Source organism: Filimonas effusa (assembly GCF_004118675.1).
GTDB classification, from domain to species: domain Bacteria; phylum Bacteroidota; class Bacteroidia; order Chitinophagales; family Chitinophagaceae; genus Filimonas; species Filimonas effusa.
The window spans coordinates 403,812-420,183 of record NZ_SDHZ01000003.1; the positions used below are offsets into that span (position 1 = coordinate 403,812).

11 protein-coding genes and 1 rRNA gene are annotated in these 16,372 nt (G+C 46.0%); 6 read left to right on the plus strand and 6 right to left on the minus strand.

All coding sequences use genetic code 11. The features are described 5' to 3' along the window. Positions 1-4: 4 nt before the first annotated feature. From ESB13_RS19575 to ESB13_RS19580, 3 genes are all read right to left on the minus strand, one after another. Positions 5-907, minus strand: a complete 903-nt coding sequence (locus ESB13_RS19575) for a polysaccharide deacetylase family protein (RefSeq protein ID WP_164974283.1) — start codon at positions 905-907, stop codon at positions 5-7. Positions 908-1,017: 110 nt separating this feature from the next. Then, positions 1,018-1,173, minus strand: coding sequence for a hypothetical protein (locus ESB13_RS23835; RefSeq protein ID WP_164974284.1), 156 nt, complete (start codon positions 1,171-1,173; stop codon positions 1,018-1,020). Positions 1,174-1,184: 11 nt separating this feature from the next. Further along, positions 1,185-1,664 (minus strand): SRPBCC family protein, encoded by a 480-nt coding sequence (locus ESB13_RS19580; protein WP_129005376.1) that lies wholly within the window; start codon positions 1,662-1,664, stop codon positions 1,185-1,187. 276 nt (positions 1,665-1,940) lie between these two features. On the opposite strand from ESB13_RS19580, the gene ESB13_RS19585 reads away from it, so the two are divergent. After that, the gene (locus ESB13_RS19585; RefSeq protein ID WP_129005377.1) at positions 1,941-2,573 is read left to right on the plus strand and encodes an HAD family hydrolase; all 633 of its coding nucleotides are present in this window, start codon (positions 1,941-1,943) and stop codon (positions 2,571-2,573) included. Here ESB13_RS19585 and ESB13_RS19590 read toward each other — a convergent pair. Next, entirely contained in the window at positions 2,568-3,152 is a 585-nt protein-coding gene (locus ESB13_RS19590; protein ID WP_129005378.1) for a peptidylprolyl isomerase, read from the minus strand. The two genes, ESB13_RS19585 and ESB13_RS19590, sit on opposite strands and share 6 nt — an antisense overlap. 84 nt (positions 3,153-3,236) lie before the next feature. Between ESB13_RS19590 and ESB13_RS19595 the strand changes: the two genes are divergently transcribed. The 5 genes from ESB13_RS19595 (at position 3,237) to metH (ending at position 12,762) form a co-directional block, all read left to right on the plus strand. Then, the gene (locus ESB13_RS19595) at positions 3,237-6,389 is read left to right on the plus strand and encodes an ATP-dependent helicase (protein WP_129005379.1); all 3,153 of its coding nucleotides are present in this window, start codon (positions 3,237-3,239) and stop codon (positions 6,387-6,389) included. An 83-nt stretch (positions 6,390-6,472) separates the two neighbouring features. Beyond that, complete coding sequence (locus tag ESB13_RS19600) at positions 6,473-7,990, plus strand: Ig-like domain-containing protein (protein WP_129005380.1); 1,518 nt, start codon at positions 6,473-6,475, stop codon at positions 7,988-7,990. A gap of 31 nt (positions 7,991-8,021) precedes the next feature. After that, the gene (recR, locus tag ESB13_RS19605; protein WP_129005381.1) at positions 8,022-8,633 is read left to right on the plus strand and encodes a recombination mediator RecR; all 612 of its coding nucleotides are present in this window, start codon (positions 8,022-8,024) and stop codon (positions 8,631-8,633) included. Between the two features lie 304 nt (positions 8,634-8,937). Then, complete coding sequence (locus ESB13_RS19610; protein ID WP_129005382.1) at positions 8,938-9,966, plus strand: homocysteine S-methyltransferase family protein; 1,029 nt, start codon at positions 8,938-8,940, stop codon at positions 9,964-9,966. A 72-nt stretch (positions 9,967-10,038) separates the two neighbouring features. Beyond that, positions 10,039-12,762, plus strand: coding sequence for a methionine synthase (gene metH / locus ESB13_RS19615; protein WP_129005383.1), 2,724 nt, complete (start codon positions 10,039-10,041; stop codon positions 12,760-12,762). A 2-nt stretch (positions 12,763-12,764) separates the two neighbouring features. Here metH and ESB13_RS19620 read toward each other — a convergent pair whose 3' ends face one another. Both ESB13_RS19620 and rrf read right to left on the minus strand, forming a co-directional pair. Beyond that, the gene (locus tag ESB13_RS19620) at positions 12,765-15,926 is read right to left on the minus strand and encodes an AsmA family protein (protein ID WP_129005384.1); all 3,162 of its coding nucleotides are present in this window, start codon (positions 15,924-15,926) and stop codon (positions 12,765-12,767) included. 328 nt (positions 15,927-16,254) lie between these two features. Then, a 5S ribosomal RNA gene (gene rrf / locus ESB13_RS19625) occupies positions 16,255-16,366 on the minus strand. Positions 16,367-16,372: the final 6 nt, after the last annotated feature.

Here is a 16,372-nt window from a genome sequence, read left to right on the forward strand (position 1 = left end):
CTTATCAGTGCCCTGAATATACAGGCGTTTTTTGTCCGGGATAATTATCGATTGTTTCGAATTCGTAGGCGGGGTTCTTTTTTAATTCGGCGATGAACAGTCGCAGGGAATCGGCATCTGCGGGATGGCGGAACATGCGATCATGTGTTAATATCACGAGGTGATTCTTTGTATGCGTTTCTTTGCGTTCGAAGGCAGTTGCAACGAGTTTCATCATGCTGCTTACTGACTGAACGGGTTTACTATCGGTATGCCTGAAGTTCCATTCCACATCCCAGCCGGCAACATTGTATCCTGCGGAATCGAGCAGGTTACATACGGCCTTTACCGTTTTAGAAGCTCTGACTTCGCCTTCTCTTACCCAGGCGCTGTTGCCGGGCAGGCGAATGATCTTATAAGGAACGTTCAGTTTGGTTTGTGCCCTCAGGAAATCGTCCTGGGCAAAATAGGGGTGGCTATAGAAATACTGGTAGTGGCCATTGGCATGTGTGTAGCTATGGTTTGCCAGTAATGACTGCGGGTAGCTGGCGCGGATGGTGTCGACAATACCGCTGAGCCTTTTATCGAACACGTGCTGTCCTACCATAAAGAAGGTAGCTTTCACGCCTTCGGAGCGGCAGATATTATAACAGGTCATGGTTCCGTTTTGCGGACCATCGTCGAAAGTGAGATAGATGTACTGTTTGGTAGTATCGTAAACCGGTTTGGTCCATTTGAATTTAGTAGCTGCTGGTTCGGACAGAGAAATGGCAGTATCGATGCCAGCTTTCTTATCAAGAGCGATCTCAGTGCTATCAGTAGCATTATCTGTGGGTTCAGCGCTGTTACTGCAGCCTGCCAGAAGGGCGATGGTGTTAAACGATATCAGTACCAGCGATTGTAATAGCCGTGCTTCCAATTTAGTCAAAGTATAATCTTTTTGCGGGATTATGCGGTCAAAGATAAAAATACAAAACCGCTTTTTAGAAGAAAAAAGCGGCATTAATTGTATTTTAACTAAGAACAGTGCGACTGGAATTAGCTTCCACGGCTACCGCCCGTTTTAACAGTTTTAACTGTTCCTGCAGCTTTTGCGCCGGGTTTCGCGATAAACTTGGAACCGCCCTGCATATTATTCGTTTGCTTCTTGCCAGTTTTCTTACCGGCATTTTTGTTATTTACGGGTAATGACATACAGTTTTCTTTTAGGCGTTATGAAGATAGGTAAACGGGCCGAAGATAGTTTCTATTTTCTGAAAGCGGTGGCTGAATATATGATCCAGTTGTTTTTTAACATAAAAAGCGTGGGCGATCGAGCCCAGTGGTCCCCAGGGAATCTTATAATGGACGATATCGGTCATTTCCACTCCACCTTCTATGGGCACGAAATGATGCTGGTGATGCCACATGGCGTAGGGGCCGAAGCGCTGCTCATCTACAAAGAAGCGATTTTCCTCCACGTGTGTTATTTCGGTCATCCAATACACTTTTATACCTCCCAGCAGCTTGAGCCTGTATTCAATTATCTGGCCCGGATACATCTTTCCTTCGTAGAGATCGCTGGTAATATCGAAGCCCATATTAGCGGGTGTGATCTCCTTAAGATTGGCCGGGCTGCTAAAGAAGCTCCATGCTTTGTCAACAGAAACCGGAATGCGTTGTGTACATTTTATGACATGTACCATGTAATGTTTTTTGATAAAACAAAATTGACGGCATTTGGTTTAGCGCACCGGTTTGGCCTGCATTACAAACACCAGTTCCCCTCTTTTCACCAGATCACTATGTTTGACAAAAGGCTTTCCAATGGGCTTATTATTGGCGGCTTTACCTATTGTAAAGGATTAGGTTGGGCAAAGAGGCTAGAAGGCCAGTGGCAATAATAGTTACTTAACCTGTTATTCGCGGCGCCCGGAGGAAATATTTCGCTTTATCTTTGCCTCCTTTTAAAGCAAAACAACATGGACAACGGTATAAGCATTCAGAAGCAGCAGGCACTTACAAAGTTAACAGATGGTTACGAAGCGTTTTTATACGACTGTGACGGCACGCTGGCCGACAATATGCAGGCGCATAAGGATTCGTATGTAAAAGTGGCTGCTTTACATGGTTTAACACTGGACGCCGCGATCATCGATGAGTTTGCCGGGTTACCGACTGTGCTGGTGGTAGAAGAGATCAACAAACGTTACGGAACTGATTTTGTACCATTGGAGTTTGCAACTGAAAAATCACGCCTGTTCATTGAAGAATATATCGAGCATACCAAACCCATTGATTTCGTAGTAAACCACCTGAAGGAACATGCCGGCAAAGTTAAGATAGGCGTGGTTTCGGGTGGCAGCCGCCGTACGGTACAAAAAACACTTACCGTGTTAGGCATATTAGACCTGGTAGAGATACTGGTATGTGCAGGAGAAACAGAAAATGGCAAACCTTATCCTGATCCATTTTTAAAAGCAGCAGCAGATCTGGGTGTACGTCCTGATCAGTGTATTGTTTTTGAAGACGGCGATGCTGGTGTTCAGGCAGCAACAGCGGCGGGCATGAAATGGGTTCGTATCGACAAAGTAACAGCTGAAGAGAGCTTATAGCCGTTCAATTGTCAATATTGCAACCGGGGGATGGAAATACTGGTCATCCTCCGGTCTTTTATAAATAGTGTTTACAACGTTCATACCTTTCACAACCCTTCCAAAGGCGGCATATCCCTGTTTATCGGGATTATTCTCTCCGCCAAAATCAAGTCCGGGCTGGTCTCCTATGCAAATAAAGAATTCGGTTTTGGCGGTTCCGGTATCGGTTCTTGCCAGGGAAATGGTTCCATTTTTATGAAGAATGCCGGACTGTTGTGTTGTTTCGTGGGATACGCCGGTTACAGCTGCCGCTTTTTTATAGTTGGTACGCCATATTCCGCCCTGTATCAGGCTGCTTTTGGGTGCATTTGAGGGTTGGTTTTCGTCGTTAAGTACGCGGTAAAAGGAAGCGGGCTGGTAGCATCCTGAATCGACATACGACAGGAAGGCGGCCACTGTTTTAGGCGCTTTACCGGGATATAATTCCAGCTCAATATCTCCTGCAGCGCTACGAATCAGCACATGCGGGTTTTTATATTCCGGCCTGCAGGCTGCTAATAATCCAAAGAAAATGATATAAAGGAACTTACTATTCATGATATCGGCGATAAAGCACAAATGTAGCTTTAACCGGTGAAAACCACTGCTACGAAACAGGCCGTCATACCCTACCTTTGAAATATGGCAGGAAAACAGCAACAGACAGAAAAGTTTCTCCAGGTTTACAAGCAATTAAATGCCCAACAGCAGAAGGCTGTTGACACCATAGAAGGTCCGGTAATGGTGATTGCCGGGCCCGGAACGGGCAAGACCCAGATCTTAAGCGCCCGTATAGGCAAGATATTGCTGGAGACCGACTCCCGTCCGGAGAACATACTTTGTCTTACTTATACCGATGCGGGCGTAGTAGCGATGCGACGCCGGCTGCTGAACTTTATAGGTCCTGATGCCTACAAGGTGAACATTTATACTTTCCATGCTTTTTGCAATGATGTTATACAGGAAAACTTATCCTTGTTCGAGAAGAACATACTTGATCCGATCTCTGACCTGGAACGGATAGCGCTCTTCAAAGAACTTATCGATGCTTTCCCTAAAAATCATCCGTTAAAACGTTACCGGGGGGATGTGTATTTCGAGATCAACAACCTGCAATCGCTATTCAGTACCATGAAGCGTGAAGGCTGGACGCCGGAATTCATCAACAGTAAAATAGACCAGTACATAGAGCGCCTGCCGTTCCGTGATGAATACATTGCGAAGCGCGCTGTCAAGGACTTTAAAAAAGGGGATGTACGCACTGATAAGATCGAGGAGGAGAAAGAGAAGATGGAAAAGCTGCGTGCGGCCGTGAACGAGTTTGACCGGTTTCAGCAACTGATGCGGCAGCGGAACCGTTATGATTTTGATGACATGATCAACTGGGTATTAAAAGCGTTTGAAGAAAACAAACCACTTTTAAACCGCTACCAGGAGCAATATCTTTATATTCTTGTTGATGAATACCAGGATACCAGCGGTACCCAGAACAAACTGGTGGAACTGCTCATCAACTACTGGGATGAACCCAACGTTTTTGTAGTGGGCGATGATGATCAGAGTATTTACCGTTTCCAGGGTGCCAATATTGAAAACATGGGCGGTTTCATGGAGCGTTACAGTGACCTGCTGGTGATTGTGCTTGAGAACAATTACCGTTCTACTCAACCCATTCTTGATGTATCGACATCACTGATCAGCCGCAATAACGACAGGCTTATTAAAAAGAAGCCTTCACTAAATCTTACGAAGGATCTTATTGCTTCGAACGTTAAGATAAAATCATTAATGCACCCGCCTGTTATCAAAGAATATGAAACACAGAAGCAGGAGATGATAGATATTACCCTGCAGGTAGAAGCGTTACTGGCGCAGGGTGTGTTGCCGGGGCGTATCAGTATTCTATATAAAGAGAACAAGTATGGTGAGGAGCTGGCGCATTATTTCAGGCTCAGGGGTATTCCTTTATATAGTAAACGCAGCATCAACGTTCTTGATGATCCATTAGCGCAAAAGATATTACTGTTATTCCGTTATCTTTCTGCGGAGCATGATACGGCTTATGGCGGTGATGAGATGTTGTTTGAGCTATTACATTTCGACTGGTTCAATATTCCTCCTGTAGAAATCGCGCGTTTAAGTATAGAGGTGGCGGGACGGCAGTTTTCGGACAACAAAACATCTATCCGGCAATTACTGCTCGAGAAAAGCAATGAACCTCCCAGGGACTTGTTTTCGAAAGGACTTTTACCCCAGCTAAAGCAGGCAGGGGTTATTATAGAAAAGCTGATTGCAGCGGTTCCCAACATGACTTTGCAAGGGTTGTTTGAGTTTATGATCCGTGAAGCGGGCATTCTTGCCAGCATTATGCAAAGCGAGGAGAAGATATTCCAGATGCAAATTCTGACGGCCTTATTTGATTTTGTAAAAGAAGAGACGCGCCGTAAGCCTACGCTAAGCATTCATGCTTTTATAGATATAATAGACCTTATGGAAAAGGAGAATATTTCTCTTCCGATGGTACAGGTCAGCGGCAGTGACAAAGGTGTAAACCTGCTAACTGCGCACGGGTCGAAGGGTCTTGAATTTGAGTATGTATTTGTTGCGGGCTGTAATGCTTCGTCGTGGGAGAAAAAGCGAAAGCCAGGTGGTGGTTATTCTTTTCCCGATACCATGTTTGATATAGCGGCCACCAGTACTGCTACAGATTTTGAGGAATTACGCCGTTTGTTCTATGTAGCGCTTACGAGGGCAGAACAACATCTTACGCTTTCGTACTGCCGTTTCAAAAATGATGGTAAGGAGCTTGAGCCTTCCATGTTCATTGCAGAGCTCCAGGAGCAGGGCACTTTAAAAGCGGAACCGGTAGTAGTTGGTCCGGAAATACAGCTGCAGTTCCAGGCGCTGGTATTTGACAAGATACAGGCTCCTGAAATAGAAAAGATAGAGGAAGATTTTGTTTCGAATATGCTCGACAAGTTTGTAATGAATGTGACGGCATTGAACAACTATCTTAAATGTCCGCTTGAGTTCTACTTTAAGAATCTTGTGCGTATACCGTCTCCTAAAAATGAAGCGACGGAGTTTGGTTCTGCCGTACACCATGCCTTACAGCGTTTATTCGAGAAAATGCAGCTCGATAACAATAAGCGGTTTGGTACTTTGGAAGACTTTATCGCCGATTTCAACTGGTATATGCATCGTCATCGCGAAAGCTTTACGCGTGAGCAGTTCAAGCGCCGCCTGGAGTATGGCGTAGATGTTCTTACCAATTATTATAACAAATACATTCACCAGTGGAACACAGTAGTGGCAGTAGAGAGAAATATCCGCAATGTAGTAGTGAAGGAGGTGCCTTTAAAAGGTAAGCTTGACAAGCTGGAGTTTGAGGGAAAAGAAGTGAATGTGGTGGACTACAAAACGGGTGATCCTGACAAGGCAAGGGACAAGCTGCTGCCCCCGGGCGAAAAGAATCCTGTTGGCGGTGATTACTGGCGTCAGGCTGTGTTTTACAAGATACTTGTTGATGGATATGAACAACGTTCGTGGCAGGTAGTGAGCACTGAATTTGATTTTGTGGAACCTGATAAAAAGAAGGAATACCAGAAGCGGAAGGTTGTTATAAGGCCGGAAGATATTACTACCGTAACGCAACAGATCACCGATGTATGGCAAAAGATACAGGCACGCGAGTTCTATACCGGCTGTGGGAAAGCGGACTGCCACTGGTGTAACTTCGTTAAAACCAATAACATGGCGATAGCGTTACATGAACAAAGCGAGGAAGAAGAATAGCAAAACGTTAATTTGCCTTTCGAGTTCCGGCGTGCTGCTGCCGGATGAAAGAAGTAAGTTAAGTTTGCAGCCTATTTAATCATATGCGGAAGAGATCTTATATTTTTTATTTTCTTATGCTGGCTGTACTGGGCTCCTATGTTTCCAGCGTTTCGTCGTGTGCGAATATCATTCCTCCCGGGGGAGGTCCTAAAGACTCGCTGGCGCCGGTATTGTTAAGTGCGGTGCCCAAGGACTCTACCCGCCATTTCAGCGGCAACCGCATTGTTCTTCATTTCGATGAGTATGTTACCCTGGATAATACACAGGAAAACGTGATTGTTTCACCCAATGCCAAGAACATTCCCCAGATAGAAGGCAAACTGCGTACGGTGACGATACGTTTGAAAGATAGTCTTGAAGCGAATACTACCTATTCCATCAATTTTGGGAAGTCGATCAAAGATGTTAATGAGGGCAATATAGCCAAGGAGTTCACTTATGTGTTTTCTACGGGCAGCACTATTGACAGCTGTTACCTGGAAGGAACGGTTCAACTGGCCCAGACGGGTAAAATAGACAGCACTCTTATAGTTGTGCTGCATAATAATCTGAACGATACTGCCGTGAGCCGGTCAAGACCGCGATACTATGCCAAGCTTGACGGGCATGGGCATTTCCGCTTTAACAATCTGCCCCCGGCGAAGTTTGCGGTATATGCCATTCCCAACGATTATAATAAAAGGTATGATGACAGTACCAAGTTGTTTGCGTTTCTCGATTCCTCTGTTACTGTGAATGTGAATACTCCCGCTATCAAACTTTACGCTTTCCAGGAGTATTTAGAAAAGCCAAAGGCAACACGTTCACAGCAGTCTTCAGGCAATAACAAGAAAAAGAACAAGGATAAGGAGAAAGAAGAAGATAAGCGCCTGAAGATCACCGGCACCAGTTTATCGGCCGGAGAGCAGGATATACTTACACCACTTTTCCTGGGCTTTAACCGTCCCCTGAAAAGTTTTGACAGCAGCAAAATGGTGCTTGCAGATACCAATTATAAACCCTTGCCGGTACAGCCTCATTTTACGTGGACTGATACGACCGCTACCAAGATAACGCTTACCTATCCGTGGAAGGCTGAAACGGAGTTAAGGCTAATGATTGACAAAGAGGCGGCCACCGACAGCGGCGGTACCAATATTCATAAGTCGGACACCATTGATTTCAAGGTTAAGAAAGAGTCGGCATACGGTAGTATCAAGTTTCATTTTAACGGAATTGATCTTGAGCGTCATCCTGTATTACAGATTTTACAGAGCGACAAAGTCGTTGATTCCATTGCCATCAGGGACAAAAGCTGGTCGCGTCGTTTATATGCACCGGGGGATTATGAATTACGGATCCTGTATGATAAGAACCAGGATGGCAAGTGGACTCCGGGGCGTTTCTGGGAAAGTGCGGAAAAGGAGCAGCCTGAGCTGGTGTATCCTGCGAAACCGGGCAAAGTTACTGTTCGCGGGAACTGGGATAATGAGTGGGATATAACGCAAGGAGACCCGTTTGAAGTTCCGGAGCAAAAAAAACCTACGGGACGGCCGGGGCAAAGGCCTCCTGGCAAGTAGGAATAACCCTTTTGCAGCTTAATTTTGCAGTATGCAGTTACCATCTTCGTTGTTAGAAAATGCGGTGAATGAGTTTTCGAAGTTGCCCGGCATTGGCAAAAAAACGGCTTTACGGCTGGTTTTGCACCTGTTAAAGCAGGAGCCCGGTGAAGTGCAGCAGTTTGGGGAGGCGATCACGCGTATGCGGCAGGAAATCAATTTTTGCCGGCGCTGTTTCAATGTGAGCGACGGGGAGACCTGTTCGATCTGCTCCAATGCTTTGCGTAACCAGCGTCTTATCTGTGTTGTAGAAAACCTCAGGGATGTGATAGCCATTGAAAGTACCCAGCAGTTCAGCGGTACTTTTCATGTACTTGGCGGCATCATTTCCCCGCTGGATGGCATTGGTCCCGACCAGCTGAACATAGAATCGCTTGTGCACCGTGTGGCCCAGGAAGGCACGGAAGAGCTTGTTTTTGCTCTTAACCCGAATATCCAAGGGGATACAACGATTTATTATATTCAAAAGAAAATCAAGCACTTACCTTGTAAAGTGACTACGATAGCGCGGGGCATTGCCTTTGGCGGAGAGTTGGAATATGCAGACGAGTTAACGCTTGGGCGCAGTTTAACCAACCGTATGCCTATTGACAATTATATTTAGCAGGTATTGCCGACAATTATATTTAACAGGCATTGATTTAACGGCTTTTTGCCGGAGGTTTGCTATAACTAAACTGGCTTTTTACGAAGTAATATAGCTATTCTGTTATCAATCATCTATTCCTTATCTTTGCATCTGCAATAGCGGATTTTGGTTTATTGTTCGGCTATTGCAGGCGGCGGGGTGATCCGGCGTCAGGGACAGAACTAATAAACGCCAAGAAGCCACATTGCCGGTTTTCCCAACGTTTTACCAACATCTGCCCCACTATTTCCAATAAGCCGGTTTTATAAGTATCTCAGGAATGAAGACTATAAGGGAATGTTTACAGGAGCGTATACTCGTTATTGATGGCGCTATGGGTACCATGATCCAGCGGTATAAGCTGCAGGAAGAAGACTATCGTGGCGAAAGATTTGCGAACTGGCATTGCGATGTAAAGGGAAACAATGACCTGTTAAGTATCACTCAGCCGCAGATCATTGAAGAAATTCATAAACAATACCTGGAGGCCGGCGCTGACATTATTGAAACCAATACTTTCAGCAGTACCGTTATTGCACAAGCCGACTATGATATGCAGGAAGTTGCCTATGAAATGAACGTAGCATCTGCCAGGGTTGCCCGTAAGGCTGCCGATGCCTATACGGCAAAGAATCCTGATAAGCCCCGTTTTGTTGCGGGCGCCATAGGCCCAATGAATAAAACACTTTCATTATCTCCTGATGTAAACAATCCAGGTTATCGTTCTGTTACGTTCGATGAAGTAGCTACTGCTTATTACGACCAGATAAAAGGGCTTGTTGAGGGTGGTGTAGATGTACTGTTGATTGAAACGATCTTCGACACGCTTAATGCAAAGGCGGCTATCTATGCTGCCAAGAAGTTCTTCAGGGACACTACCGGCAAAGATGAAAGCGCGGATACATTACCCATCATGATCAGCGGCACTATTACAGATGCCAGCGGCAGGACATTAAGCGGGCAGACACTGGAAGCTTTCTGTATTTCGGTAAATCATGCCAAGCCGTTAAGCATAGGATTAAACTGTGCGTTAGGCGCTTCCGAGATGCGCAGCCATATAGAAGAGCTCAGCCGTATTGCACCATGTTATACTTCGGCCTATCCCAATGCGGGTTTACCAAATGCGATGGGTGAATATGACGAAGCGCCTCATGAAACTGCCCATTTCATAGAAGACTGGGCTGAGCAAGGTTATGTAAATATTGTAGGTGGCTGCTGCGGCACCACTCCAGATCATATTAAACATATTGCAGACCAGGTTAAAAAGTTCCAGCCAAGGGCTATACCGGAACTTGAAACGGCTCTTTAAACGATTTGTAACCAACTGCATTATTGCGGGGGCCATTCGTGTTTCCCGCACCTAGTTAAAGTAAAACAGAAAATGAGCAATACGAGTACCATAAAACCTTTCCTGCGTTTAAGTGGTTTAGAACCTTTGATAGTACGCCCCGAGACGAATTTTGTAAACGTGGGGGAACGAACCAATGTTACGGGCTCCAAGAAATTTGCAAGGCTCATCAAGGAGAATAAGTATGAAGAGGCATTAAGTGTTGCGCGTCAACAGGTGGAGAATGGCGCACAGGTGATTGATGTGAACATGGATGATGCGCTTCTCGATGGAGTGCAGGCTATGACCACTTTCCTCAACCTGTTACAGAGTGAGCCTGATATTGCGAAGATACCTGTGATGATCGACTCTTCGAAGTTTGCGATCATAGAGGCCGGATTAAAGTGTGTGCAGGGGAAGTGTATCGTCAACTCCATCTCCATGAAAGAGGGTGAGGACAAGTTCATCGAGCAGGCTTATATCTGCAAGAGCTATGGTGCGGCTGTGATTGTAATGGCTTTTGATGAGAAGGGGCAGGCCGATACCATGGAGCGTAAGGTAGAGATATCTGAGCGTGCCTATAAGATACTTACGGAGCAGGTAGGTTTTGCTCCTGAAGATATTATTTTCGACATCAACATATTTGCGGTAGCTACGGGTTTGGAAGAGCATAATAACTACGGTGTAGATTTTATTGAAGCCACCCGGATTATCAAAAAGAAGTTTCCGTTGGTGAAGATCAGCGGCGGTGTCAGTAACCTTTCGTTTTCTTTCCGTGGTAACGAGCATGTACGTGAGGCCATGCACGCTGTATTTCTTTATCATGCTATTGCTGCGGGTATGGAGATGGGCATTGTCAATGCCGGTCAGCTGCAGGTATATTCTGAAATAGAACCTCAGTTACGTGATCTCTGTGAAGATGTAATTCTGAACCGTAACAATGCCAATAACGAGGCTACGGACAAGCTGATCGCTTTTGCTGAAACAGTGAAGGCGGGCGCCAAGGAAGTCAAGAAAGATGATGCGTGGCGTCATACGCCTGTAGCGGAGCGCCTGAAACATGCGCTGGTAAACGGCATCACTGATTATATAGATGCAGATACAGAAGAAATAAGGCAATTATATCCGCGTCCGCTGGACGTGATAGAGGGGCCTTTAATGGATGGGATGAATGTAGTGGGCGATTTATTTGGCGCGGGTAAAATGTTCCTGCCACAGGTAGTGAAAAGTGCGCGTGTGATGAAACGCAGTGTAGCTGTGTTAACGCCCTATATAGAAGAAGAAAAGCGTAATAATCCTGCGGCCCAGCAGGGAGGTGCGGCCAAGATCCTTATTGCCACGGTAAAGGGTGATGTGCATGATATTGGTAAAAACATTGTGGGTGTTGTATTAGGCTGTAACGGCTATGATGTGATTGACCTGGGAGTAATGGTTCCTGCCGATAAGATACTTGATACTGCACAAAAGGAAAATGTAGCTATCATTGGTCTTAGTGGTTTGATCACCCCTTCTCTCGATGAGATGGTGCATGTAGCCAAGGAGATGAAACGCCGTAATATGACGCAGCCATTAATGATAGGCGGCGCCACCACATCACGCACGCATACTGCAGTTAAAATACAACCTGAATATGACCAGGGGGTGATACATGTACTGGATGCCTCGCGCAGTGTTACGGTAGCGGGCTCCCTGCTCAACAAGGATCAGAAAGGAGATTTTCTTAATGGGATCTCTAAAGAGTATATTAAGCTGAGAGATGATTTCGGGAAAAAGAAATCTGTTAAACAATACCTCTCTTATGCTGAAGCCAAAAGCAATCCTGCCAAAATTGACTGGGATAATTATACAGCTGCAGCACCCAGCTTTACCGGTTGCCAGACGTTTCATAACTATGATCTTGCAGCGATCAGGGATTATATAGACTGGGCTCCTTTCTTTATATCGTGGGAGCTGGGCGGGCGTTTCCCCGACCTGTTAACAGACAAGGTAATAGGCGTTGAAGCAACCCGTTTATATAACGATGCGAATGCGCTCCTGGATAAGATCATAGAAGAGAAGTGGCTTACAGCACATGCTGTGATTGGTTTCTGGCCTGCTACGAGAGTAGCGGCAGACAGCGTTACAGTGAAGGCCGTTACTTCTTCTACAGGTTCGACAGATGGAGAAGCGATAAGACTAGAGTTTCTCAGGCAGCAGGTTAAGAAGGCGGCCGATCAGCCCAACCTTTCATTAGCAGATTTTATAAAGCCTGCATCTGTTCCCGGTGAGTATAATGACTACCTGGGCGCTTTTGCCGTTACTATAAAAGGTATAGAGCCTCATATCGAAAGATTTGAAAAGGCTTTTGATGATTATAACAAGATCATGCTCCAGGCGCTCTCTGACCGTATAGCAGAGGGGTTCACCGAGTTACTTCACAAGAAAGTTCGTACGGAGTACTGGGGTTATATAAAAGAAGAGCAGCTGACAAATGAAGAGTTGATCAAAGAAAAGTATATGGGTATACGTCCGGCGCCGGGTTATCCTGCGTGCCCGGATCATACTGAAAAGTACAAATTATTCAGCCTGCTGGATGTAGAGAAAGAGATAGGTATCACGTTAACGGAATCGCTGGCGATGTATCCTGCTTCTTCTATCTGTGGCTGGTATTTCAGTCATCCTCAAAGCCAGTATTTTGGGGTAAATAAGATCACTGAAGATCAGCTGGAAGATTATATTGCCCGTAAAGGGCTTTCTGAGGACGAGATGAGAAGGTGGCTGGCGCCGGTGTTGGAATAGCGTTAGTCTTTTATATCATCGGGATCAGTGGTTTCTTCGAGTTTGTCGGATTCTTTGCCGCGCCTGAGTTTTACTTTGGGATTTTCCTGGGTGCCTGTGACGCTGAAGGGGATGCCTATGATACCAAGTGGTGGCAGTCCGAGTCTGCCGCTAAGATTCATTTTACCGTCGAAGCTGACCTGTCCTTCGAAGCGGGGGCGGAAGCCGGCTACTTTCATTTTGGTGCGTTCGATGGTAATGATGTTATTGGCGATGTGTGATTTGATCTCAATCTTCGACAGGTCGGGATTCTTTAATCCTTCTTTACCGGTGGCTCCGCCAACGGCATTGAAGAGTTTAAAGCCATACATCTTTACCTTTTGAACAGTAAGTACGCCATTGCCTTTCAGGGATGGGTATACAGGTTGCATGTTGGCATCGAGTTTACCACTCAATTTATAATCGAGAGAGATAACGCCTTCCGCTTTAGCTGCTGCTGTCACCATATTGCGGAACAGTTCCACTTCCTTATACATTCTTTTGACGTCGAAGTTTTCGGCGTTCACGTGGTATTCGAAATGTGCTTTCATTGGAGACAAGCTTTCGTATAGTGCATCCATATTCACCTTACATCCTGCGACAGTGAAGCCTGTTTTATCAAGGGTGATGCGGCCGCTGTCGATGCTTACCGCTCCCTGTGCATCGGAGAGGAGGAGGCCCTGGTATTGTATTTTGTTGATGCCGGCGGCCAGTTTCAGATCGAGGTTTGCGGGGATCAATAGTACGCCTGTTGCGGCGGTGGCTTTGGGTGTGCCTGTGTTTGCTGCACCGGGTTTGCCATTTGTTGTTGTGCTGGCTGCGGGGGCGTTGGCAAAGGCCATCCATTCATCTACTTTGAGGAAATCTGATTTCAGGTTAAAGTTGCCCCGCAAGGGAGCATTTTTTTGGGTGGCGTAGGCTATGACATTTGAGAGGTGGCCATTCAACGTTAATAAGCCGCTACCGTATTTGCCCTGGAATGCATCGAAGACCATTTTATCTTGTTCGAAATGGAATTTGCCGCTTGTTACCCACAGCGGCTGGGGAAACAGTTCTGATTCCAGCGCTATATTTTTTACCTGTAATGTACCGCTGTTTGAAAGTTTGTTGAACCTGCCTGCTGCCGCATCACTTTGCAGGCCGTGCAATGAAAGGTTTGTTTTGATAAAGCCTTTCAGGTTATAGCCTTGCACTGCAAATACACGATAGATATTTCCAAGATCGAGGATACCACGGGAGACGATATCGTAGCGCAGGTTATCGAAGTTGCGCAGGTCGGCCTTGCATAAAAAGGGCTGCTGGGCAAAACGGAAAGATACGGGGCTAAGGTCGATGTTCAGAGTTTTGAAGTTGCCGGCTGTGTTGGAGATATCGGCTGTTACCTTAATATTTTCAATGGGTTGGGGGTAGTATTTTGTTTGTATAAAGCCGTTCTTCAAAGTGAGATTGGCTTTGGCGACGGGGAAGATCCTGCGTTCGGGGAGGTAACGTCCTTTTGCATCCAGGTTCATTGCCAGGTCGCCTTTTAAGGTAAGGCTATCCATAGGATAGACCTGTGCGAGGTCCTGGAGATGGCATACAGCCCGGAGGCTAGCCTCGATATCCTTATCGGCCAGGTTGTGCAGTTTGAAATAGCCTTTCAGGTAGCTGCCCAGTATAGTGGCGTTGATATTTTCGATGCCAAGCTTCGTGTGTTTATAATTGTTACCGGCGCAGGATGCATTTACATTAAAGCTGATATTTTCCACTGCCTGTGGCAAGCCTGCATATTTAAAGTAGCCGTTTTCGAGCGAAGACCGGAAGTTGAATGAGGGGATACTGGTGATCACTGTATCCCTTTTCCGCAATCCTTTTGGAACTACTGCTGTTGCGTATTTCCCCTCGGCCAGCAGGTGCATTGTGTAACGTCCTTTAAGGTCGACCGGTTGGAGGCCAAGCGCCCTGTCCCATTTTTCGAGATCTATGGCGGTGTTCATTTTAGCGAAGATGTGCGGTTCTTTGATGCCTTTTACCCGCAGTACGGCGCTCAGGTAATCTTTATTAATATTAAAATATATAGAGTCGATGTTGAGGTAGAGGCTATCGGGGGTACACTGTGGCATACGTACCTGCATGTTCAGGAAGAGGTTTTTAATGGGATCGGGGGCTTTCTGATTTGCTACAAATCCATCTCTTATTTTCATGTCAAGTGACAGGTTGGGCATGCGGTGTTCTTCGGCGATGTATTGTCCGGATAATACGGCGCGAATATCGCCAAAGCCTTTTACATCGGTCTGTGCCAGCCAGCCGAGGTATTCTGCGGGGAGGGCGGAGAAGATGTCGTGCAGGTCGGTATTGGCCGTTTGCATATCGAAGTTCATGTTGTAGCCATTCTTCAGGAATTCGAACTTTCCTTTAAAGTTGACGGGCAGACTATTTATTTTTAAATCATTCTTTTCGAACAGGAAAGCCAGTGAGTTGGTGTTAATTTTTGTAACCAGTTGGGCTTTTAATTTTTTAGATATAAAGTATCCCTGCTTGTTGTAGTAGAAGTCGACGGAGCTGGCTTCGATATCGGAAGCGAGGTCGAAGACAGCTTTCTGGAAATCGCCTTTACCTGTGTAGTTCAGTTGCCTTGCGTTGATAAGCATGGGCAGGGACTTATCGTCGTAGACAAGGTTACTATTGGAGATAACGATGCTTTCCATTTTCAGGGCAGCGCCGCTGCTATCTGTTTTATTGTCTGCAGTGGTGTTGGATGCTGCAGCGTATACGTTATAGTTTGCTTCTCCTTTTTCATTTACCTGGACATGGATAGATGCCTTATCGATAAAGATCTTGTTGATGTTGATGGTAGAGGAGAAAACGGATCGCAGGTTGAGGCCGAATGCAAGCGACTGGGCGGAGAGGAGCGTATCGTTCTGAAAAGGGGCTGCTCCCTTCAGGCTAAAGTCGTATAAGGAAAGCGTAAGAGAAGGGAAGTGATGAAAGAAAGAGAGTCTTGCTTTTGAGAAGTTGAGTTCACCTTTGATGCTGCTATTGGCCCAGTCTTTTACTTTTCCGGAGACGAAGCCCGGGAATAGTATGGGTAATAAAAACATCAATGCGAAGACGGTTGCAATGGAGATACCTGTGATTTTAAGGCAGCGGATAATGAAGGGTTTCATGTCTTGAATTATGGGGTAGTGCAAAGATAGAAAATAGATGGTAGATGACGGATGGCAGATAGCAGATTAGGAGGAAGAAAGACGGTAAACGCTGACAGGCAGGGATATAAAGCCGATGAATGGGGGTGGATAGCTGGTGGGTGAATACAGGTGGGAGATGGTAGACAGATAATTGGAGTAGTGGGCAGCAGGCCGTAGAGTAGATGGTAGCTGGCAAAACGGTAAAAGCCAAGCGAGGCCGCAGATGTTGTTAGCAGGCAGGCTGCCTGCAGTTGCTGGCCTATACGCAAAAAAAAGCCCCTCGTTCTCACGAAGGGCTCTTCAATAAATATGGCAGCTACCTACTCTCCCGCATTTCTGTGCAGTACCATCGGCCATGGGAGGCTTAACTTCTCTGTTCGGTATGGGAAGAGGTGAACACTCCCGGCAAAACCACCATAAGATCT